We start from the raw sequence: 19,867 nt of genomic DNA on the forward strand, positions 1-19,867 counted from the left end.
CTGAAGTGCAAGCGGCTTTTATTATCGCTTATCATTTTTCACAATCGGATAATAAGGTTAACAGGCTGCATTTAAGGCTTTTTTCCGGATGACAGCATAAAAGCGATTGGGTTAAAGTTTTCGCCACATTTTTTTCTGGCTTTTTTTTAGACACAACACAGTATCTGGAGCGGCATGTCCGAATCTAATCCCGTTATCAGCCGTCGTCGGCTGTTACAGGGCGCTGGAGCAATATGGCTATTGAGCGTTAGCCGGGTGGGGTTAGCGGCCAGCAGTCATATTGTTGCGGTGCGCATCTGGCCTTCTTCCAGCTATTCCCGCCTGACCATTGAATCAAGCGTGGCCCTGAAATATAAGCAGTTTGCCCTGAGTCATCCCGAACGTGTGGTGATCGATATTGAAAACCTGCACTTGAATCGGGTACTGAAAGGGGTAGGGCATCTGGTGCAGAAAAACGATCCCTATATCAAAACGGCACGTGTGGGCCAGTTCGATAAAAACACCGTACGCATCGTGCTGGAGCTAAAGCAAAATGTCGCGCCGCGCCTGTTTACGCTGGCGCCGGTAGCTGGCTTCCAACATCGCCTGGTGGTGGATCTCTATTCGGCGTACGACACCCAGGACGATCCGCTACTGGCGTTGCTCAAGGATTATAATCAGGGCGATCTGGAACGTACGCAGCCCGCCGAGGCGCCGCTGCCGGGTAAAGCCGGGCGCGATCGTCCTATCGTTATCATGATCGATCCGGGACACGGCGGCGAAGATCCCGGCGCGCATGGCCTGCATAAGACGCGTGAAAAAGATATCGTGCTGAAAATTGGCCGCCGCCTGAAGGCGCTGATCAATAAAGAGCCGAATATGCGTGCTTATATGACGCGTAATGAAGATGTCTTTATACCGCTGAAGGTGCGGGTGGCTAAAGCGCGTAAGCAGCGGGCCGATCTGTTTGTTTCCATTCATGCCGATGCCTTTACCAGCCGGGCAGCACGCGGCTCCTCAGTGTTCGCGCTCTCCACTAAAGGCGCAACCTCAGCGGCGGCGCGTTTTCTTGCCCAAACGCAGAATGAATCAGATTTAATTGGCGGCGTAAGTAAAAGCGGCGATCGCTATCTTGACCATACTATGTTCGACATGCTGCAAAGCCAGACCATTACCGATAGCCTGAAATTTGGTAAGGAAGTGCTGACGCGTATCGGCAAAATTAACCACCTGCATAAGCGCAGCGTGGATCAGGCAGGATTTGCGGTATTAAAAGCGCCCGACATTCCATCGATTCTGGTGGAAACAGCCTTTATCAGTAACCCAGCGGAAGAGCGCAAGCTGCGTACGGCGCGCTATCAGCAGCAGGTGGCTGAAGCGATTCTTGGCGGCATCAAAGCCTATTTTTCAAAAGGGGCGGCGCTGGCGCACCATAAGAAGTGAGAGTACCGGGGAGCGCGCTTGCGGGCGAACCGGTTTTTTACCAAACGCCAGATACAAAAAAACACCCTTAAGGGTGTTTTAATGATTGGTTGCGGGAGCCGGATTTGAACCGACGACCTTCGGGTTATGAGCCCGACGAGCTACCAGGCTGCTCCATCCCGCGTCCGGATGTTGTCGCTTCCGTCACGACACTCTATTGCGTACTGCTTAATTGGTTGCGGGAGCCGGATTTGAACCGACGACCTTCGGGTTATGAGCCCGACGAGCTACCAGGCTGCTCCATCCCGCGTCCGTGGAAGCGCACTATACTCTTACCGGATTATGATGCAACCCCTTTTTGAAAATTAATTGGGATAATAGCGCCAGTTGTTGAATATCTCCGCGTCTTGCTGATTAATTAAACAAATGGCGCGACTCTTTTTCCGGTAACGCATTTCATTCTTATTACCCCTTTGCTATCTTGCCCTGCACGCAGCTGAGGTGAGAATACAATGAAAGGACGTTGGACGAAGTATTGGGTTACGGGCGCGCTGTTAGCACTGCTGGCGGGCTGTTCCTCTAAGCCGACCGATCGCGGTCAGCAATATAAAGATGGCAAAATCGAGCAGCCTCTGGCGCTGGTGAATCAGCCGAATGCCAAAGGGCGTCCGGTTAACGGTAAAGATTTCGGCGATCAGGTCAGTGAAATACGCTTTGCCTCTTCTTCTTTATATACACGTCAAAATAATACCTATAGCGCTATTGAGAACTGGTTGCTGGCAGGGGGCGATACACGCCAGCTGCGACTGTTTGGCCTGGATGCGTACCAGATGGAAGGGGTGGATAATTACGGCAACGTCCAGTTTACCGGTTATTACACGCCGGTTATCCACGCGCGCTATACGCGCCAGGGCGAGTTCCAGTATCCGCTGTACCGTATGCCGCCGCGTAGTAAAGGCCGCAAATTGCCGAGCCGGGCACAGATCTACAGCGGCGCGCTGGATGAGCGCTATGTGATTGGCTACAGCAATTCGCTGATGGATAACTTTATTATGGATGTGCAGGGCAGCGGCTATGTGGATTTTGGCGATGGGCGTCCGCTGATGTTCTTTGGCTATGCCGGTAAAAATGGCTGGGCCTATCACAGCGTCGGTAAAGAGCTGATCGATCGCGGCGAAGTGAAACGCGAAGATATGTCGATGCAGGCGATCCGTAAGTGGGCCGATGAGCACAGCCCGGAAGAGGTGCGTGCGCTGCTGGAAACCAATAACTCTTTCGTTTTCTTTAAGCCGGAGGAGTTTACGCCGGTGCGCGGTGCCAGCGCGGTGCCGCTGATTGCGAAAGCGTCGGTTGCGGCGGATCGTTCGCTGATCCCGCCGGGCACGGTGCTGCTGGCAGAAGTGCCGCTGCTAAATAATGACGGCAAGTTCACCGGTAAGTATGAGATGCGTTTGATGGTGGCGCTGGATGTAGGCGGGGCCATCAAAGGGCAGCACTTTGATATTTATCAAGGCATTGGGCCGGAGGCGGGGCATATGGCCGGCTTCTTTAATCACTATGGCCGCGTTTGGGTGCTGCGCGCTGCGCCGGGCACTGGCACTACGCTGTTCAGTAACGTGCAAAACAACCAGAATGGTTCAATGCTGGTCAGCGCCAGCCAGTAAACTTCTGTATAGCGGGCCGTTCTGGCCCGCTATTGACTATCAACAAAGGTTATTTCATGAGAGTTCTCTCTGACGCCTGGCGGCAGCGCTTTGGCGGTACGGCGCGTCTCTATGGTCAGGACGCATTACAGCTGTTTGCCGATGCGCACGTCTGCGTGATCGGCATCGGCGGCGTTGGCTCATGGGCGGCGGAAGCGCTGGCGCGTACCGGTATCGGTGCTATTACCCTGATCGATATGGACGACGTCTGCATCACTAATACCAACCGGCAAATTCATGCTTTGCAGGGCAATGTCGGCAAGGCAAAAACGGAAGTGATGGCCGAGCGTATCCTGGCGATCAATCCGGAATGCACGGTTCACTGCGTGGACGATTTTATTACGCCTGATAATACTGCTGAGCTGATGGGCGCAGGCTACAGCTATGTGATCGATGCCATCGATAGCGTGCGGCCCAAGGCGGCGCTGCTTGCCTGGTGTCGCCGCAATAAGATCCCGGTGGTAACCACTGGCGGCGCTGGCGGACAAATCGATCCTACCCAGATCCAGGTGAGCGATCTGGCGAAAACCATTCAGGATCCGCTGGCGGCGAAGCTGCGGGAGCGGCTAAAGCAGGATTTTGGCGTGGTGAAAAACAGTAAAGGCAAGCTGGGCATCGACTGCGTGTTTTCTACTGAAGCACTGGTTTATCCTCAGCCGGACGGCAGCGTTTGCGCTTCACGCAGCACGGCAGAAGGCCCGAAGCGGATGGATTGCGCCTCTGGTTTCGGCGCCGCTACGATGGTAACGGCTACCTTTGGTTTTGTGGCGGTATCGCACGTGCTTAAGAAAATGTTGGCGAAGGCGGCGCGTCAGGGGTAGCCGCCGCTGCGCGGACCGCCTGGGCCAGCGCGTCCAGCCCGCTGCTGCGCGAGGCGCTCAGCTGTTCGCGCAGGCCCAGCTCATCAAATAGCTGCAGCGGATCCTGCTGCAGCAAGGTTTCCGGCTGCTGCCGTTCAACTGCCGTAAGCAGCACCGCCAGCAGGCCGCGAACGATTCTTCCTTCGCTGTCACCGTAAAAATGCAGGGATCCGTCAGGCAGGCGCTGATGACCCAGCCAGACGCGATTTTCACAGCCGCTCAGCTCAATTTCCGTGCTTTTCAGCGCATCCGGCAGCGGCGGCAGCTGTTTGCCCAGCAGAATCAGCTGACGATAGCGTTCTTCCCAGCCGGGGCAGGCAACAAACTTTTCTTTTAATGATGAAACGGTGATCAGTGCAGCAAACGGATGTGGAGCGATAAGCGTCATAGTGATTACTCTGCCAGTAAAGTGATGGCGTTATGGATGGCGCGCACCAGCGCATCGACATCCTGCAGGCTATTATAAGGGGCAAATGAGGCGCGCAGTGTACCGCTGACGCCCAGCGCTGCCATTAATGGTTGCGCGCAGTGCTGACCGGCGCGTACCGCCACGCCGCTTTCGGCCAGCAGCGTGACCACGTCGCTGTGATGAATATCGGCAATATCAAAAGAGAGCAGGCTGGATTCACCGCTGCGGAAGCTACGAAAGCCGGGAATCGCCTGTAGCTGTTCTTCCGCCAGCGTCGCCAGGCTACAGCTCCAGCGTTCTGCCGCCTCGATATCTACCTTTTCCAGCCATTCCAGCGCGGCGCTCAGGCCGATAACGCCTGCGACGTTTGGCGTTCCGGCCTCAAAACGCCAGGGGATCGGCTGCGGCGTAAAGCCATTAAAATCCACATGGCTAAGCATTTTGCCGCCGCCCTGCCAGGGAGCCATCGCTTCCAGCAGCGCCGGTTTACCGTACAGCGCGCCAATGCCCATCGGCCCGTAAAGTTTGTGGCCGGAGAAGGCATAAAAATCGATATCCAGCGCCTGCACATCCGGCGGGCAGTGCACCACGCCCTGGGCGCCGTCTACCATAACCAATGCCCCGGCGGCATGCGCCAGCTTTATCGCCTGCGCCAGATCGGGACAGCCGCCGGTCACGTTGGACATCTGGCTCAGCGCCAGCAGACGCGTTTTACCGGTTAATAGCGTGGGTAACAGCGCCATATCCGGCAGGCGATCCGGGCCCAGCGGCCATTTCACCACCCGTGCACCGGTCTGTTCAGCAACCATTAGCCAGGGCACCAGATTGGCATGATGCTCTGCTTCGCTAACGATAATCTCGTCGCCAGGCTGTAAGGTAGGTCTGAATGCGCTCTGCGCCACCAGGTTGATCGCTTCGGTGGTGCCGCGTGTCCAGATAATCGTCTGTGGATTTGGCGCATTAATCAGGCCAGCCACCTGCGCACGCGCGCTTTCATAACGCTCAGTAAGCTTACGCGCCGCCGCATACTGGCTGCGATGCACGGTACCGGCGCTCAGGCTGTAATAGTGATCGGTGGCCTCAATCACCGCCTGAGGTTTTAATGCGGTGGCGGCGCTGTCCAGATAAACGCCCGCGTTTGCCAGCGCCGGAAACTGCTGGCGGAACTGGGCGGGATTAAATAGGGTCATGCGGTTCTCATTACAATAAAGGTTTAGCTTCTGCGGCCAGGAACAGGCCGAATAGCGCCTAAGCCACTGGCAAAGCAGCAAATCCGCGTTATGCTGAAAAGGCAAGGTTTAAACTGTTTACCGCCGATTTACCAGAGCGAATGTTGCTGCTGAGCACCATTCACGCTGGCTGATTAGGACGGTTGGTTTATCGCATTTAATCTGCAAGGAGATAGAAAATGAAAAAACTCGCCGCAGTACTGGCCGCCTGTGCCATGACATTTACTTTAGCTGCCTGTTCCAGCAATTACGTTATGCATACCAATGATGGACGCACGATTGTTGCCGATGGTAAGCCTATGGTAGACGATGATACCGGTATGATCAGCTATAAAGATGCTCAGGGCAACGAGCAGCAGATCAACCGCTCAGATGTCAAAGAGATGGTAGAGATGGGCCAGTAATTTCAGGCAAAAAAAAGCACCGCTTATGCGGTGCTATTAAAATCACTATGGACAGACAGGGTAAATCTACAGGAATAAAAGGTAGCCAGGCTACCCGATCTGAAAAGCGTCAGATCAAATTGCAAACACAACATCACGACCACAAGCCAAAAGCCCTCTGAAATCAGTAGTTTCCTACCTATTCTGAAAACTTTTCGTTCCGGCTCAGGAAGTGCGGCAACTATAGGTATTTGCTGGAGCTTCCTCAACGGACAATTTATAATGTCTCGGATAAAAAAATCTAATACGTAACGCGGCGCTTTCGGGTTGCGTCAAAGTGTTTCAGCCAAGATTTGGAAACCATGTCAAAACGTCTTCCACCATTGAATGCCCTGCGCGTTTTTGATGCAGCAGCGCGTCATCTTAGCTTTACCAAAGCGGCTGAAGAGCTGTTTGTTACCCAGGCAGCCGTAAGCCATCAGATTAAGTCTCTGGAAGATTTTCTCGGTCTGAAGCTGTTTCGGCGGCGTAATCGTTCGTTATTATTGACCGAGGAAGGTCAAAGCTACTATCTGGATATTAAAGAGATTTTCTCGGCGCTTAATGATGCGACGCGTAAGCTGCAGGCGCGCAGCGCCAAAGGCGCGCTGACGGTAAGCCTGCTGCCGAGTTTTGCGATTCAGTGGTTGGTGCCGCGTCTCTCCAGCTTTAACTCAGCTTATCCGGGAATCGATGTGCGTATCCAGGCGGTAGACCGTGAAGAGGAGAAACTGGCCGACGATGTGGACGTGGCGATTTTTTATGGTCGCGGCAACTGGCCGGGGCTGCGTGTAGAAAAGCTATACGCTGAATATTTGTTGCCGGTTTGCTCGCCGCAGCTGCTTACTGGCGATAAGCCGTTAAAAACGCCAGCCGATTTAGAACATATGACGCTCTTGCATGATGCTTCGCGCCGCGACTGGCAATCCTATACGCGCCAGTTAGGCTTGCAGCATATTAATGTGCAGCAGGGGCCGATTTTTAGCCACAGCGCGATGGTGTTGCAGGCGGCGATTCATGGACAGGGCGTGGCGTTGGCGAACAATGTTATGGCGCAAAGTGAAATTGAGGCTGGTCGCCTGGTTTGTCCTTTTAATGATGTGCTGGTAAGTAAAAACGCTTTTTATCTGGTTTGTCATGACAGCCAGGCAGAACTGGGTAAAATAGCCGCCTTTCGACAATGGATTCTGGCAAAAGCCGCAAGCGAGCAAGAAAAATTCCGCTTCCGCTACGCCAATTAACCTGTTTATTTAACCGCGACGGAGTGACCCGGCGCGTTATGTTACGAGGATCGTTCGATGTCCAGTCGTGCAATGTTAATTTTTTCAGCCATCAGCGGATTTTTCTTTGTCGCTTTTGGCGCATTCGGTGCGCACGTCCTGAGTCAGTCTCTGGGGCCCACAGAAATGGCCTGGATTCATACCGGTCTGGATTATCAGGCCTGGCATACGCTGACCATTATCGGCCTGGCTGCGGCGATGCTTCGTCGCGCAAATATCTGGTTTTACTGGAGCAGCGCCTTTCTGGCCCTGGGCGTAGTGCTGTTTAGCGGCAGTCTTTATTGTCTGGCGCTGTCGCATTTGAAGATGTGGGTGTTTATTACGCCAGTAGGCGGCACCTGTTTTCTGATTGGTTGGATTTTAATGTTAATCGGCGCGCTGCGTCTGAAGAGAAAGGCAGATCGCCATGAATAAAGTGTTGTTGTATTGCCGTTCCGGTTTTGAGAAAGAGTGTGCGGCAGAGATTACCGATAAAGCGGCGCAACGTGAAATTTATGGTTTCGCTCGGGTAAAAGAGAATTCCGGCTATGTGCTGTTTGAGTGTTATGAAGCGGCCGAGGCCGACAAGCTGGCGCGCGAACTGCCTTTCAGCGAGCTGATTTTTGCTCGTCAGATGGTGGTGGTGGGTGAACTGCTGCGTGATTTACCGCCTGAAGATCGTATCTCCCCAGTGGCCGGGATGATAAACGGCGTGGTAGAGAAGGGCGGCGACCTTCGGGTCGAGGTGCCGGATACCAATGAAGCGAAGGAATTGCTGAAGTTTTGTCGTAAGTTTACCGTTCCGCTGCGTAGCGCGCTGCGTCAGCAGAAGAGTTTGCTGAATTACGAGAGCGCCAGCCGACCGGTGATCCATGTGTTCTTTATCGCTTCTGGTCACTGTTATGTGGGTTACTCTTATCCCAACAATAATTCGCCGTTTTTTATGGGTATACCTCGGCTTAAATTTCCTTCCGATGCACCAAGTCGTTCGACTCTCAAGCTGGAAGAGGCATTTCACGTGTTTATTCCGGCTGATGAATGGGATGAACGTTTGGCTAGCGGGATGTATGCGGTTGATCTTGGAGCCTGTCCGGGCGGCTGGACATATCAGTTAGTGAAACGCAGCATGATGGTGCATGCGGTAGATAATGGCCCGATGGCGCCTTCTTTAATGGATACCGGGCAGGTGACACATCATCGTGAAGATGGGTTCAAATATCGTCCCACGCGCAGCAATATTAGCTGGGTAGTGTGCGATATGGTGGAAAAACCGGTGCGCGTGGCTAATTTGATGGCGGAATGGCTGATCAACGGCTGGTGTCGCGAGGCGATTTTTAATCTGAAGCTGCCGATGAAGAAGCGCTATGAAGAAGTATCGCAGAATCTGGCGATGATTCAGGAGAAGCTGCAGGAGAATGGCATTAACGCCCAGATTCAGGCACGTCAGCTTTATCACGATCGCGAAGAGGTAACGGTGCATATTCGCCGCATTTGGGGCGCAGCGCCGGGCCGTCGCGACGAACGGTAGAACATCTTACACCCACGCTAATCCCGGGCGAATAGTATTGCTTCCGCTAAGGGATTAGCGATTAAGTTAACTACAAAAAGCTTTTAATAGATATAAGCGCAGAACCCAATGTAGTTGCGTCTGGTCTGGTTTAATATTCGCGACGGGGCTCTGGTTTGCAGGTCATAACCATTTATTAAAAGTGGTTTCCTCAGCCCCGGCAGCAGCCAGGACCGGGTTTCACTTCTGCAGGCGCAACGCCTTTAAATTACCGTTAAGATTAAGATCGGTACGCAGCGTAGCGACACGCTGGCTAATAAATGCCATCTCACGCTGTTCGATTAACTTTTTACGCCACTTATCTGGTACGGCATCAAGCTGTTGATAGAGCGTTTCCAGAGAACCAAACTGCTGTAATAACTGACTGGCGCTTTTGGGACCAATGCCTGCGACGCCGGGTATTTTGCTACTGCTGATGCCTGCCAGCCCCCAAAAATCGGGCAGCTTCTCTGGCGTAACGCCAAATTCCTGTTCAATAAAAGGTAAGTCCAGCCACCGTTTCTGAAAATAATCGCGAATGCGAATCTCAGGAGCCAACAGCTGACAATACCCTTTATCCGTTGAAACAATGGTCGCCTGATGGCCGCTTTGCGCCACCTTCACGGCCAGCGTAGCCGCCAGGTCATCGGCCTCATCACCTTCAGCGGACCAGCAGGAAACGCCCGCCTGACGAAACGCCATCTGCAGCTCGGGCATTTCTCGCTGCAAATCCTCCGGCATTGGCGGACGGCCCGCTTTATAATCGGGTAACAGCTGATGCCGCCAGCCTTCGCGACGTAGTTCATCATCAAATACCGCAACGGCATGCGTCGGCTGTGTATGGCCTAATAACTGCTGTAATGCCGCTACGCAACGATCCTGACAGGGCGAACCCTGCACGGCATGAATACGACGAATAAGATTGAGCGCATCAACAATTAATAAATGAATAGTCATAGTTAAAGGCGGGCAACCTGAAGCCGCCCGTTTGCGATTATTTAATGATTTCGTAGCACGGTATATAGGCCGTGCCCGGCAGCTTCATGCGGTGCTGAGCCACGAAGCCCTGCAGCAGATCGTCCATGCGATGCATAATGGCCGGGTCGCCATGAAGCCTGTAGGGGCCTTTCTGCCGAATCTCGCGGATACCCATCTCTTTCACGTTACCGGCAACGATACCTGAGAAGGCGCGACGTAAGGCCGCTGCCAGTTTTTCCGGCGGCTGATTAGGATAGAGATTAAGATTGGCCATGTTTTCATGCGTAGGCAGGAACGGAACCTGTAAGTCTGGCTCAATACGCAGCGACCAGTTAAAGCTGTAAGCATCACCGCTTTCACGACGGTTCTCTTTAACCTGCGGCATCGCTTTTTTCATCTGGCGCGCCACTTCGGCGGCATCGTCAATAATAATGGTGTAATAACGACGCGCCTGCTCACCTACGGTATTCACGATAAACTCATCCAGCACGCGGAAATAATCGGCGCTCTCTTTGGGCCCGGTCAGAATCAACGGCAGCACCTGATCGTTATTCTCCGGATTCATCAGAATACCCAGCAGATAAAGCAGCTCTTCCGCCGTACCGACGCCGCCCGGGAAAATGATAATGCCGTGAGCGATACGCACAAACGCTTCCAGGCGCTTTTCAATATCCGGCATGATAATCAGCTCATTGACCAGCGGGTTCGGCGGCTCGGCAGCAATAATCGATGGCTCTGTCAGACCGATAAAGCGCCCTTCACGGTAGCGCTGCTGCGCATGACCCACCGCAGCGCCTTTCATCGGCGCTTCCATTACGCCAGGTCCGCAGCCGGTACAGATATTGAGTTCGCGCAGGCCGAGTTGGGTGCCGACATTGCGGCAATATTGATATTCGGTGGCGTTAATTGAGTGCCCGCCCCAGCACACCACCATATTAGGGTTTTCGCCTACGTGCAGGGCGCGGGCGTTACGCAGGATAGAGAAAACCAGATTGGTAATATGGATGGAATTATCCAGATCGAGTTGCTGAAAGCGGCCTGCCGTTTCGAACTGACCCGTAACAAACAGAATATCGCGCAGTACGGCAAACAGGTTTGCCTGCAAAGAACGAATAATACGTCCGTCAACAAAGGCCTCTTCCGGAGGATTGATCAGTTCCAGTTTTACGCCGCGCTCGCGGCGTAGCACATTAATATCGAAGTTTTCAAAGCGGGAGAGCAGTTCATGGCTGCTGTCGGTCTGGCTACCGGAGTTAAGCACGGCGAGAGAACAGTTGCGAAACAGCTGATAGAGATCGCTGCTGGCCGTACGTTTCAGCATGTCGACTTCTAATTGCGACAGCAAATCCATTGAGCCAAGTGGGCTGATATGTGTAATCAAGTGCGCTCCTTTACACCCGCCGGGGTGACAAATGACACCGTGCCGTTACGATAACCGCACGGTGACGAGAAAATCCCTGGACGGTAGCGTATCGCTACCGCTGCTTCTCAGAGTAGCTTGCTGTACTGAAGTTCCTCAACCGATTCCTGTAACAGCGCGCAGTCCTGCGAGGAACTGCGCAATTTACTGACGCACCAGGCGCGAATGGCTGGGCGAAAAATCAGTATTGCTGCGCCATGGATTAATATCCAGTCCGCCGCGTCGCGTATAGCGGGCATATACCGACAGCGTCTCCGGCTGGCAGAAGCGCAACAGATCGTTAAAGATACGCTCCACGCACTGCTCATGGAACTCATTATGATGACGGAACGAGACCAGATAGCGTAGCAAGGCCTCACGCTTGATGCGCGGCCCGCGATAGCGAATTTGTACCGAGCCCCAGTCAGGCTGGTGAGTAATCAGACAGTTCGATTTCAACAGATGGCTGACCAGCGTCTCTTCAACGATCTCTTCGCCTTTGGCATCGGCCAGATAATCAGCGTTGAATTGATAGTCATCGATGCTGATATCCTGCTCATCAATGCAGAAACCATCGAACTGACCAATGGGTTGCCCTTCAATCTCTTGCAGGCGAAACAGCGCCACGCTGACTTCACCCTGCGCGCAGGCGCGTAAATCGCGCTCCAGCGTTTGGCGCACTTCGCCCCAGTCGGCAAAGCGTGTCTGATTAAAACTGTTAAGATAGAGTTTAAAACTTTTTGATTCGATGAGATTAACGCTATCCGCCCGCAGCACGACCTCGCCCACAGCAACCTGAGGAACGCCTTTCGCATTCAGCCACGAGAGCTCATACAATGTCCAGATATCGGCACCATGGAAGGGCAGATGAGTGGGGTAAAGACCCAAAGGCTCACGATTCAGCGAGCGGGGCACCGCCTGCAGCAAGCCAGGTTCATACCGATCCTGATATGCGGTTGGCTTGCCCAGCGTCAGGCCGGCAAGCGCTTGATGTTGTTCATAAGAAGACATAACGTAACCTCAAACCCGTCGGGGAAGACGAGTTGCGTCTTTTCCTGTGATAAAGAAACGGTAAACAAGGCTGTAAGTGTAACTCAGTCAGCCTGGAGTAAAAAAAGATGAATGATCTTATTGCCGCCGCGTTGCGGGACTTCACTCAATACTATTGCCAACGTTGGCTGCAGGATTATGGCCATCTGCCTGCCAGCGCCGAGTTATACGAAATTCCTTCGCCCTGCGTGACAGAAAATCGTGACGAACGCGTGCTGTGGCAGCCGCAGCCTTTTAGCCTGGAACCGCACCTTGCGGCGGTAGAACGGGCGCTGGAGCTACAGCTACAGTCTTCGGTGGTGAGTTATTATACAACGCAATTCGCCGGAGATATGCAGGCGACGCTCGGGCAACGGCCAATCACTTTACTTCAGGTATGGAGCGAGACCGATTTTGAGCGAGTACAGGAAAATCTGATTGGGCATTTGGTCATGAAAAGGCGTTTAAAACAAACTCCAACCCTGTTTATTGCCACCACATCTTCTGATTCAGAAATTATATCGGTGTGCAATTTAACGGGTGAAGTGATCTGTGAAACACTGGGAACGCCACGACGTGAAAAACTGGCAGCGGATCTTCGGACGTTTCTTAAGGCATTACAACCGGTTACTGAGGTGAGTTAAGCGATCGACTTATCATACTGTGAGACATCTCTTACATTAGCTGTAAGAGATCGCCAGAAAAAACCACAAGAAAATTGAAAGTTTTTTTGTGAAAATAATGTAAATCATCAACTTAGTGAAATCTGCCTTTTCAGATTTTTGCCAGGCTTAACTGTTAAAGGAAAAGGTATCTTGTTTCCTGTGCTGGCTAAGGCAAACTGTACATTATCGGAAAGGGAATCCGTGGATTGGACAACGTCAGGGAAGGCGTTCATCAGGATGATGTGCCGCACAGGGAAAGGCGTTAAAGGATGGCTTCAGGACGAAGCTGAATATTCCAGGATGGAATAAAAGGACACCTCCAGGATGGAGAATGAGAGCCAGACAGGACGACTGGTGGGCCAGGAAAGCCAATGGAGTATCGCCATGAAGGCGTGTTTGTCAGGATGACAACAGGGAAAAGTTTTCATGGATGAGCAGGGAGCACCAGAGTAGCGGGACTGCTGCAAACGAACCGGGGGCACTGTTAATACAGTGCCCCCTTTTTTTATGCTGCGCGTTTTCCCGCCGCCCCGGCGATGCTATGCTTGCCGCCCTTAAAATTTCACCCGTTGTGAGGATGCCCATGCACCGTGAACATCAGGTTCGCCAGGGGTTGCTGGCGGTCGAAGCATTACTGAAAACGTATGCGCTATGGCAGAGCGAAGCGCCTGAGGCGGCTGCGTTCGACAGCACACAGCCGTTTTTCCTCGATACCATGCAGCCGCTGGAGTGGTTGCAGTGGGTCTTGATCCCCCGGATGCACGCCTTGCTCGATGCCGAGGCTGCGCTACCGCAGAATTTTGCTATCGCGCCCTATTATGAAATGGCGCTGGAAACCGGAATGCCGGGTCGGCGCGAGTTGCTGATTCACCTTAGCGCGCTTGATGCGCTGTTTATAACGGATCGTTGATGCTGGAAATTATCTATCAAGATGAGTGGCTGGTCGCGGTAAATAAACCGGCCGGATGGCTGGTGCATCGCAGCTGGCTGGATCGCAAAGAGAAAGTCGTGGTGATGCAAACGGTGCGCGATCAAATTGGGCAGCACGTATTTACCGCGCATCGCCTCGATCGTCCTACCTCCGGCGTTCTGCTGATGGGGCTTTCCAGTGAGGTTGGTCGTTTGCTGTCGCAGCAGTTTGAGCAGCACCAGATGGTAAAAACCTATCATGCCGTGGTACGTGGCTGGCTGGAGGGCGCGGAGCGGCTCGATTATCCGCTTACCGAAGAGCTGGATAAGATAGGGGATAAATATGCCTCGCCGGATAAAGGACCACAGCCGGCGGTAACCCACTGGTGCGGACTGGCAATCACGGAACAGCCGGTGGCAATTGGCCGATATCCTACTTCCCGCTACAGCCTGGTGGAGCTTCAACCTGCAACGGGACGCAAACATCAGCTGCGGCGTCATCTCTCTCATTTGCGTCACCCGATTATTGGCGATACCACCCACGGTGATTTACGTCAGAACCGCGGTGTGGCGCAGCATTTTGGCTGCGACCGCTTAATGCTGCACGCCAGCAGCCTGGCGCTGAACCATCCAGTTACCGGCGAGCCGCTTATTTTACGGGCCGGGCTCGATCATGAGTGGCAGCGTCTGATGCAGCAGTTTGGCTGGCAACACCATCTCCCTGATATTCCCAGGGTTGAGTTTGCACAGACGCCAGGCCAGGATAGAGAATCACATTAAGGGAGAAGTTTATGGCGCAGATAGGTATTTTCGTCGGAACGGTTTACGGCAATGCGTTGCTGGTCGCGGAAGAGGCGGAGCCGATCCTGCAAGAGCAGGGACATCAGGTACAGATTTTTGAAGATCCCAGCTTTAGCGACTGGCAGCAGTATAGCGACAAAGTTGCGCTGATTGTTACGTCCACGACCGGGCAGGGTAATTTTCCTGACAGCATTGCCGGGCTGTATCACGACGTAAAAGATAAGCTGGGGCATCAGCCGCAGCTGCGCTATGGCGTTATCGCGCTGGGCGACAGCAGCTACGATCACTTCTGCGGCGCAGGGAAAACCTTTGACGCCCTGCTGCAGGAGCAGGGCGCAATGCGTACAGGCGATGTACTGCTGGTGGATGCGATGGAATCACCGGAGCCGGAAAGCGTGACCTCGCCCTGGGTAGAAAACTGGGGCAAGCTGCTGTAATCCCTCCCGCTTCGGTAAGCGTTGCTTTTCGCCGGTCAGGTTACCGGAGCGGGATTAAACACCGCCAGTGCATTGCGAATGCCCCAGCGGTCGGACCAGGTTTGCTGACGACCGCTGGCGATATCCAGAATCAACGTGAATAAACGCCAGCCCACCTGTTCAATGCTCTCTTCTCCGGTCGCAATAGTGCCCGCGTTAATGTCCATTAAATCGTGCCAGCGGTTAGCTAATGCGGTGCGCGTCGCCATTTTGATCACCGGAATGGCGGCCAGGCCATAGGGCGTGCCGCGTCCGGTGGTGAAAACCTGTAGCGTAATGCCGGAAGCCATCTGCTGCGTGCCGCAGACAAAATCGCTGGCGGGCGTGGCGGCATAAATCAGCCCGCGTTTCGTGGGACGCTGTCCCGGCGACAGCACCTCAACAATGGCACTGCGTCCTGACTTGGCAATCGAGCCAAGCGCCTTTTCCACCACATTTGCCAGCCCACCTTTTTTATTGCCCGGCGAAGGATTGGCGCTACGATCGGTTTGGCCCTGACGCAGATATTCATCATACCAGGCCATCTCTTCCAACAGTCGCTTACCGGTTGCCTCATCTACCGCGCGCGGCGTTAATAAATGTATCGCATCACGAACCTCGGTAACTTCGGAAAACATCACCGTTGCGCCGCAGCGCACCAGCAGATCCGAGGCGTAGCCCACCGCAGGATTTGCCGTTACGCCGGAAAAAGCGTCGCTGCCTCCGCACTGCATACCCACAATCAGCTCAGAAGCGGGGCAGGTCTCTCGCTGTCGCTGGTTCAGGCGCTGCAGGTGCCGGTCCGCCACGCGCAGGATTTCCTGCACCATCGCCTCGAAGCCGACATGACGTTCATCCTGCAAACGCACAATATCTTCTTCGCCGAGGGAGATTGCCTGTACATCATCGCCGTTAGCGGCTAACAGCCGCTCCGGCTGGAGTTTCTCGCAGCCAAGGCTCACCACCATCACCTCACCGCCAAAGTTGGCGTTCAGCGCCAGGTTATGAATGGTGCGGATAGGGATAATAGCTGCTGGCGCATTGATCGCCACGCCGCAGCCGTAGAGATGATTCAGCGCCACCACGCCATCGACGTTGGGGTAACGCGGCAACAGCTCGCGCTCAATAATGTTGACCACATAATCCACTACGCCAGCCACGCAGTGTACGCTGGTGGTAATTCCCAACAGATTACGCGTGCCGACGCTGCCATCGGCGTTGCGGTAGCCTTCAAAGGTATAACCCTCCAGCGGCGGCAGCGGCTCCGGCACGCGCGTCGCCAGCGGCAAGCTTTCCAGCGGCGGCGCTTCCGGTAGCGCTACCAGCGACTCTTCAATCCAGCTGCCCTGAGCAATATCACGCAGCGCGTAGCCAATCACTTCGCCATAACGGCGAATGGTTTCGCCGCGCGCAATCGCGCTGAGCGCCACCTTGTGCCCCTGAGGAACATGTTCCGTCAGGCGCAGGCCGCAGGGAAATAGGCTGCCAGCCGATAAACCGTTGTCATTCACTACGATAGCGACATTGTCGTCTTCGTGTACCCGAATGTAGCGCGGCGTCTCTTCGAATATTTTCATTGCTTCGGTATCCAGTAAATGGAAAAGGGTGGAAAGGGAGATGGCGCTGGTGAAAACCGCGTCTTAGGTTTTTGCTGTGAAAAGTATAAGAAGCGGCAACAGGGCGAGCATTATGCAAATGACCTGGTTTCTGTTTGCCGTTTAATTCATTTTCAGGCTTTAGAACAAATGCAAGTGAAGAGGCTCACAAACCCAACCCGCACTCCCGCTGGCCCTCAGCCTGTCGGCCTGAAAAAAGCGATTCCGTGAGCCGTGCCGCAGCGAATTATGCAAACGCCATAAAATAAGCATTTTTCACCATCAAATATCGGGCTTTATTCCAGTGAATTGCCCCGTTGCGCTCCATATACTTTTTCCCAGCTTTGACGACTGGTGAGACAACAGCGCTGCGTAATCGATGTTTTTGCTAACAAATAATTATCGCCATGTTTAACCCAACCTCATTCTGATACTCAACGCGAAGTGTATGCAGTCAGAGTGGAAAGTAGCGTACCGCTATATTTCAGGAGTGCATCATGAATTCATACAGCCAGGCGGAAAGCGCCGTGGAAAAAAGAACCAACGCACGATACTGGATCGTTGTGATGTTGTTTATCGTCACATCTTTTAACTATGGCGACCGCGCCACGCTTTCGATTGCCGGCTCTGAGATGGCGAAAGATATTGGCCTCGATCCGGTCGGCATGGGCTATATCTTCTCGGCGTTCTCATGGGCTTATGTGATTGGCCAAATCCCCGGCGGCTGGCTGCTTGACCGTTTCGGCTCGAAGCGCGTCTATTTCTGGAGCATCTTCATCTGGTCGCTGTTTACGCTATTGCAAGGGTTTGTTGATATTTTTGAAGGATTTACCGTTATCGTTGCGCTCTTTATGTTGCGTTTTCTGGTGGGACTGGCGGAAGCGCCATCTTTCCCCGGCAACAGTCGGATCGTTGCCGCCTGGTTTCCAGCGCAGGAGCGCGGCACCGCAGTAGCGATTTTTAACTCAGCGCAATATTTCGCCACCGTTATTTTCGCGCCAATTATGGGCTGGTTAACCTCGCAGGTAGGCTGGGCGCATGTCTTCTGGTTCATGGGCGGGCTGGGCATCATCCTGAGCTTTATCTGGTTGAAGGTGATCCACGATCCTAACGATCATCCAGGCGTTAACCGGGCCGAGCTGGAATATATGGAGAAAGGCGGCGCACTGATCAATATGGATGCGAAAAAGAGCCAGGAAAAAGTCAGCGGACGTGAAAAGTGGCTCCAGATTCGTCAGCTGATCACCTCGCGGATGATGCTCGGGATCTATCTCGGTCAGTACTGTATCAACGCCCTTACCTACTTCTTTATTACCTGGTTTCCGGTTTATCTGGTGCAGGCGCGCGGTATGTCGATTCTGAAAGCGGGGTTTATCGCCTCGGTACCGGCTATCTGCGGCTTCCTTGGCGGCGTGCTTGGCGGAGTTATCTCTGACTGGCTGATGCGTAAAACCGGCTCGCTGAATATCGCCCGTAAAACGCCTATCGTTCTCGGCATGCTGCTCTCCATATCAATGGTGACCTGTAACTATGTTGATACCGAATGGGTCGTGGTGTTCTTTATGGCGTTGGCTTTCTTCGGTAAAGGCATCGGCGCGCTCGGCTGGGCGGTCATGGCAGATACCGCTCCTAAAGAGATCAGCGGCCTCAGCGGCGGCCTGTTCAATATGTTTGGCAATATTTCCGGTATCGTTACCCCTATCGCTATTGGCTACATCATCGCCACCACCGGTTCTTATAACGGCGCGCTGATCTATGTGGGGATCCATGCTTTCATTGCGGTGCTGAGCTACCTGGTATTGGTGGGTGACATCAAACGCATTGAGCTGAAAAAAGTAGCGTAAGGAGAGGCGATGAATACGCAAAGCACGCCCGTCATTACCGATATGAAAGTGATTCCGGTTGCCGGTCATGACAGTATGCTGCTCAATATCGGCGGGGCGCACAGCGCTTACTTTACCCGCAATATCGTGGTGTTAACCGATAGCGCCGGGCATACCGGCCTGGGTGAGGCACCAGGCGGGGAAACCATCTTACAGACGCTAACCGAGGCGATCCCGCAGGTGGTTGGGCATGAAGTCGGCCGCATGAACCGGCTGGTACAGCAGGTGCATAAAGGTAATCAGCATGCTGATTTCGATACCTTCGGCAAAGGTGCCTGGACATTTGAACTGCGGGTCAATGCGGTGGCCGCGCTGGAGGCTGCTCTGCTCGATCTGCTGGGGCAGTGCCTGAATGTGCCGGTAGCCGAGCTGCTTGGGCCAGGCAAACAGCGCGATGAGGTCACGGTGCTGGGCTACCTGTTTTATATCGGCGACCGGCAGAAAACCGATCTGCCTTACCTGAGCGGCGAACGGGCAACACATGAGTGGTATCACCTGCGCCATCAACAGGCGCTGGATAGCGCGGCGGTGGTTCGGCTGGCGGAAGCGGCCCAGGATCGTTACGGCTTTAAAGATTTCAAATTAAAAGGGGGCGTGCTGCCGGGCGAAGAGGAAATAGAGACTGCGCGTGCGCTGAAAAAACGCTTCCCGGACGCGCGGATTACCGTTGACCCTAACGGTGCCTGGATGCTGGATGAAGCGATCGCCCTTTGCAAAGGGCTACAGGATGTTCTCAGCTATGCCGAAGACCCTTGCGGAGCGGAACAGGGATATTCCGGGCGTGAGGTGATGGCGGAGTTTCGCCGCGCCACCGGCCTGCCGGTCGCGACGAATATGATCGCCACCAACTGGCGTGAAATGCAGCACGCCATCATGCTGAACGCGGTGGATATTCCGCTGGCCGATCCGCATTTCTGGACTTTAAGCGGCGCGGTGCGCGTTGCGCAGCTCTGCGACGACTGGGGCCTGACCTGGGGCTGCCATTCCAACAATCATTTCGATATTTCTCTGGCGATGTTTACCCACGTCGGCGCGGCCGCGCCGGGTAAGCCGACCGCCATCGACACTCACTGGATCTGGCAGGAAGGCGATCGGCATTTGACTAAAGCGCCGTTGCAGATCCGTCACGGCAAAATTGCCGTGCCCGATAAGCCCGGACTGGGTATTGAGCTGGACTGGGAACGCCTGCAACAGGCGCACGAGCTGTACAAAACCTTGCCGGGCGGCGCGCGGAACGATGCAACCGCGATGCAATATCTTATTCCCGGCTGGACTTTCGATCGCAAGCGCCCGGCGTTCGGGCGCAGCAAAGCATAAGGAATCG

Annotated in this window: 20 protein-coding genes and 2 tRNA genes; 14 read left to right on the top strand and 8 right to left on the bottom strand. The window is 54.0% G+C overall.

What is annotated here, in order from left to right:
* Positions 1–174: 174 nt before the first annotated feature.
* Positions 175–1,422 (top strand): N-acetylmuramoyl-L-alanine amidase AmiC, encoded by a 1,248-nt coding sequence (gene amiC, locus ACQE32_RS17520; RefSeq protein ID WP_427022182.1) that lies wholly within the window; start codon positions 175–177, stop codon positions 1,420–1,422.
* An 86-nt stretch (positions 1,423–1,508) separates the two neighbouring features.
* Here the strand turns inward: amiC and ACQE32_RS17525 are convergent.
* Positions 1,509–1,585, bottom strand: a tRNA-Met gene (locus ACQE32_RS17525).
* 49 nt (positions 1,586–1,634) lie between these two features.
* A tRNA-Met gene (locus ACQE32_RS17530) sits at positions 1,635–1,711 on the bottom strand.
* 202 nt (positions 1,712–1,913) lie between these two features.
* Between ACQE32_RS17530 and mltA the strand changes: the two genes are divergently transcribed.
* Complete coding sequence (gene mltA, locus ACQE32_RS17535; protein ID WP_426973662.1) at positions 1,914–3,065, top strand: murein transglycosylase A; 1,152 nt, start codon at positions 1,914–1,916, stop codon at positions 3,063–3,065.
* Positions 3,066–3,121: 56 nt separating this feature from the next.
* Complete coding sequence (gene tcdA, locus ACQE32_RS17540; protein ID WP_426982019.1) at positions 3,122–3,925, top strand: tRNA cyclic N6-threonylcarbamoyladenosine(37) synthase TcdA; 804 nt, start codon at positions 3,122–3,124, stop codon at positions 3,923–3,925.
* On the opposite strand, the gene csdE is transcribed toward tcdA, so the two are convergent.
* Both csdE and csdA read right to left on the bottom strand, forming a co-directional pair.
* Positions 3,888–4,352, bottom strand: a complete 465-nt coding sequence (gene csdE, locus ACQE32_RS17545; protein ID WP_427022183.1) for a cysteine desulfurase sulfur acceptor subunit CsdE — start codon at positions 4,350–4,352, stop codon at positions 3,888–3,890. The genes tcdA and csdE overlap by 38 nt on opposite strands.
* 5 nt (positions 4,353–4,357) lie before the next feature.
* Positions 4,358–5,563 (bottom strand): cysteine desulfurase CsdA, encoded by a 1,206-nt coding sequence (gene csdA / locus ACQE32_RS17550; RefSeq protein ID WP_426973667.1) that lies wholly within the window; start codon positions 5,561–5,563, stop codon positions 4,358–4,360.
* 218 nt (positions 5,564–5,781) lie between these two features.
* Here csdA and ACQE32_RS17555 point away from each other — a divergent pair, with 218 nt between their 5' ends.
* The 4 genes from ACQE32_RS17555 to rlmM all read left to right on the top strand — a co-directional run bounded on the left by ACQE32_RS17555 (position 5,782) and on the right by rlmM (position 8,811).
* On the top strand, positions 5,782–6,006 hold the full coding sequence (locus ACQE32_RS17555) for a YgdI/YgdR family lipoprotein (RefSeq protein ID WP_426973668.1): 225 nt from the start codon (positions 5,782–5,784) through the stop codon (positions 6,004–6,006).
* 341 nt (positions 6,007–6,347) lie between these two features.
* The gene (gene gcvA, locus ACQE32_RS17560; protein WP_085070366.1) at positions 6,348–7,265 is read left to right on the top strand and encodes a glycine cleavage system transcriptional regulator GcvA; all 918 of its coding nucleotides are present in this window, start codon (positions 6,348–6,350) and stop codon (positions 7,263–7,265) included.
* Positions 7,266–7,322: 57 nt separating this feature from the next.
* Positions 7,323–7,718, top strand: coding sequence for a DUF423 domain-containing protein (locus ACQE32_RS17565; RefSeq protein WP_250650766.1), 396 nt, complete (start codon positions 7,323–7,325; stop codon positions 7,716–7,718).
* On the top strand, positions 7,711–8,811 hold the full coding sequence (gene rlmM / locus ACQE32_RS17570; protein WP_426982022.1) for a 23S rRNA (cytidine(2498)-2'-O)-methyltransferase RlmM: 1,101 nt from the start codon (positions 7,711–7,713) through the stop codon (positions 8,809–8,811). The genes ACQE32_RS17565 and rlmM overlap by 8 nt, the downstream gene beginning before the upstream one ends.
* A 219-nt stretch (positions 8,812–9,030) precedes the next feature.
* Here rlmM and xni read toward each other — a convergent pair whose 3' ends face one another.
* The 3 genes from xni to queF all read right to left on the bottom strand — a co-directional run bounded on the left by xni (position 9,031) and on the right by queF (position 12,217).
* Positions 9,031–9,786 (bottom strand): flap endonuclease Xni, encoded by a 756-nt coding sequence (gene xni, locus ACQE32_RS17575; RefSeq protein WP_426973672.1) that lies wholly within the window; start codon positions 9,784–9,786, stop codon positions 9,031–9,033.
* 37 nt (positions 9,787–9,823) lie between these two features.
* Positions 9,824–11,188 carry a nucleotide 5'-monophosphate nucleosidase PpnN gene (gene ppnN / locus ACQE32_RS17580; protein ID WP_250650762.1) on the bottom strand — a complete coding sequence of 455 codons (1,365 nt, stop codon included), beginning with the start codon at positions 11,186–11,188 and terminating at the stop codon, positions 9,824–9,826.
* 183 nt (positions 11,189–11,371) lie between these two features.
* Positions 11,372–12,217 carry an NADPH-dependent 7-cyano-7-deazaguanine reductase QueF gene (queF, locus tag ACQE32_RS17585; RefSeq protein ID WP_085070376.1) on the bottom strand — a complete coding sequence of 282 codons (846 nt, stop codon included), beginning with the start codon at positions 12,215–12,217 and terminating at the stop codon, positions 11,372–11,374.
* Positions 12,218–12,324: 107 nt separating this feature from the next.
* Between queF and syd the strand changes: the two genes are divergently transcribed.
* From syd to ACQE32_RS17605, 4 genes are all read left to right on the top strand, one after another.
* Entirely contained in the window at positions 12,325–12,879 is a 555-nt protein-coding gene (syd, locus tag ACQE32_RS17590) for a SecY-interacting protein (protein WP_427022184.1), read from the top strand.
* A gap of 604 nt (positions 12,880–13,483) precedes the next feature.
* Entirely contained in the window at positions 13,484–13,810 is a 327-nt protein-coding gene (locus ACQE32_RS17595; protein WP_427022185.1) for a YqcC family protein, read from the top strand.
* Positions 13,810–14,589, top strand: a complete 780-nt coding sequence (gene truC, locus ACQE32_RS17600; RefSeq protein WP_427022186.1) for a tRNA pseudouridine(65) synthase TruC — start codon at positions 13,810–13,812, stop codon at positions 14,587–14,589. The genes ACQE32_RS17595 and truC overlap by 1 nt, the downstream gene beginning before the upstream one ends.
* Before the next feature lie 11 nt (positions 14,590–14,600).
* Positions 14,601–15,047 (top strand): flavodoxin, encoded by a 447-nt coding sequence (locus tag ACQE32_RS17605; RefSeq protein WP_427022187.1) that lies wholly within the window; start codon positions 14,601–14,603, stop codon positions 15,045–15,047.
* Positions 15,048–15,082: 35 nt separating this feature from the next.
* Here the strand turns inward: ACQE32_RS17605 and garD are convergent, their stop codons facing one another.
* Positions 15,083–16,642 carry a galactarate dehydratase gene (gene garD / locus ACQE32_RS17610; protein ID WP_250650756.1) on the bottom strand — a complete coding sequence of 520 codons (1,560 nt, stop codon included), beginning with the start codon at positions 16,640–16,642 and terminating at the stop codon, positions 15,083–15,085.
* A gap of 18 nt (positions 16,643–16,660) precedes the next feature.
* Here garD and ACQE32_RS17615 point away from each other — a divergent pair, with 18 nt between their 5' ends.
* The 3 genes from ACQE32_RS17615 to ACQE32_RS17625 all read left to right on the top strand — a co-directional run bounded on the left by ACQE32_RS17615 (position 16,661) and on the right by ACQE32_RS17625 (position 19,860).
* Positions 16,661–16,891: a hypothetical protein gene (locus ACQE32_RS17615; RefSeq protein ID WP_427022188.1), complete on the top strand. Its 231-nt coding sequence runs from the start codon at positions 16,661–16,663 to the stop codon at positions 16,889–16,891.
* Between the two features lie 266 nt (positions 16,892–17,157).
* Positions 17,158–18,504, top strand: coding sequence for an MFS transporter (locus ACQE32_RS17620; protein ID WP_427022189.1), 1,347 nt, complete (start codon positions 17,158–17,160; stop codon positions 18,502–18,504).
* Between the two features lie 9 nt (positions 18,505–18,513).
* Complete coding sequence (locus ACQE32_RS17625) at positions 18,514–19,860, top strand: enolase C-terminal domain-like protein (protein WP_085070390.1); 1,347 nt, start codon at positions 18,514–18,516, stop codon at positions 19,858–19,860.
* Positions 19,861–19,867: the final 7 nt, after the last annotated feature.

The sequence above is a fragment of the Pantoea sp. FN0302 genome (genome assembly GCF_050113775.1).
Classification (GTDB): domain Bacteria; phylum Pseudomonadota; class Gammaproteobacteria; order Enterobacterales; family Enterobacteriaceae; genus Mixta; species Mixta alhagi.